Source organism: Nitritalea halalkaliphila LW7 (genome assembly GCF_000265075.1).
Classification (GTDB): Bacteria; Bacteroidota; Bacteroidia; order Cytophagales; family Cyclobacteriaceae; genus Nitritalea; species Nitritalea halalkaliphila.
The window spans coordinates 1-1,647 of record NZ_AJYA01000132.1 but is presented as its reverse complement, the minus strand read 5'-3'; the positions used below and the strand labels follow the sequence as shown (position 1 = coordinate 1,647).

At 57.8% G+C, this 1,647-nt stretch carries 2 protein-coding genes and 1 pseudogene; all 3 read right to left on the bottom strand.

Annotated elements, in window-relative coordinates; translation table 11 throughout:
• On the bottom strand, positions 1-875 hold an 875-nt coding region (locus tag A3SI_RS16800; protein WP_009057934.1), incomplete at its 3' end, for a DUF11 domain-containing protein.
• Complete coding sequence (locus tag A3SI_RS16795) at positions 872-1,489, bottom strand: DUF11 domain-containing protein (protein WP_083836584.1); 618 nt, start codon at positions 1,487-1,489, stop codon at positions 872-874. The genes A3SI_RS16795 and A3SI_RS16800, both read right to left, overlap by 4 nt.
• Positions 1,441-1,647, bottom strand: a pseudogene (locus tag A3SI_RS19455) (hypothetical protein); the annotation flags it as partial. The pseudogene A3SI_RS19455 and the gene A3SI_RS16795, both read right to left, overlap by 49 nt.

Here is a 1,647-nt window from a genome sequence, read left to right as displayed (position 1 = left end):
TTCGGAGTAGCAGTCGTTTTCGCTATGGCTAAGGTAGCAGCAGTATCCACCGTCACATCATTATCTGGATCCGGCGCATTTTCCTTCGGACCATCCGGATCATCCGCACTATTGGCCACCGCTACGTTACGGATCACCGTACCCGCTGCCGTATTAGCCGGGATTCCTAAAACTAAGGTCAACGTAGCCTCTCCACCCGCCGCGATCTCGGCGATGTTCCAGCTCACCGTGCCGGCAGCAAAAGTCCCGCCCATGCTCGCACTCTCGAACACCGTTCCCGCAGGAAGCGCATCCGTCACCAATACATTGCGCGCTGCCGCATTTCCTATATTGCGTACTCGAATCGTGTAGGTAATCGACTCACCCGCCAGCACGCGTGGTGCCGCCGGCGTCTTCAGCACTTCCAAATTCGCCACACGTAAGGCATTCACATTCACGCGCACCTCATTGCTCAACTGCTCCCCTCTCGGATCCGCTGCCGCAGTACCGCGCGCTTGCGCCACGATCACCACGCCATCAGCTAAGCCATCCGCGCTGCGAACCACCAAATTCAAGCTAAGCGTCTCACCTGCCGGCACATTAGCCAGTGCCCAGTTGACATTCAAGCCATCCAAGACACCGCCATCCGTCGCCGAAATAAACTGCGTGTCATTCGGTAGCGGCAAGGTCACATTCACAGCACCTGTACCGATATTACCCGTATTACGCACCTCTAAGGTATAGGTGATCGCATCCCCTGAGGTCACCGTCAGCGGAGTCGCCGCAAGCACCAGCTCTAAGGTCGCGCGCTCATTCACCGCCGTAATCACCGCTGGTGCAGACACGCGTGGAGATCCCGCATCCGTCGGGCTATTCACCTCAGCGACATTGCTCACCTCCGTGCATTCGCCAAGTCCGCCGCCAAGCGAACCTCCAGGCTCAGGTTGACCGACGCGCCTGCGGCCAAAGTGCCTACAGTCCAGCTCACCACTCCATTATCCAAACTGCCGCCATTATCCGCAGACACGAAGCTCACTCCTGCCGGCAAGGCATCCGTTACCACCACCTGCTGCGCATCACTTGGGCCATTATTCGTCACCGTAATCGTGTACGTAAACGTCTCTCCTACCACCACATTCGGAGTAGCAGTCGTTTTCGCTATGGCTAAGGTAGCAGCAGTATCCACCGTCACATCATTATCTGGATCCGGCGCATTTTCCTTCGGACCATCTGGATCATCCGCACTATTGGCCACCGCTACGTTACGGATCACCGTACCCGCTGCCGTATTAGCCGGGATTCCTAAAACTAAGGTCAACGTAGCCTCTCCACCCGCCGCGATCTCGGCGATGTTCCAGCTCACCGTGCCGGCAGCAAAAGTCCCGCCCATGCTCGCACTCTCGAACACCGTTCCCGCAGGAAGCGCATCCGTCACCAATACATTGCGCGCTGCCGCATTTCCTATATTGCGTACTCGAATCGTGTAGGTAATCGACTCACCCGCCAGCACGCGTGTGCCGCCGGCGTCTTCAGCACTTCCAAATTCGCCACACGTAAGGCATTCACATTCACGCGCACCTCATTGCTCAACTGCTCCCCTCTCGGATCCGCTGCCGCAGTACCGCGCGCTTGCGCCACGATCACCACGCCATCAGCTAAGCCATCCGC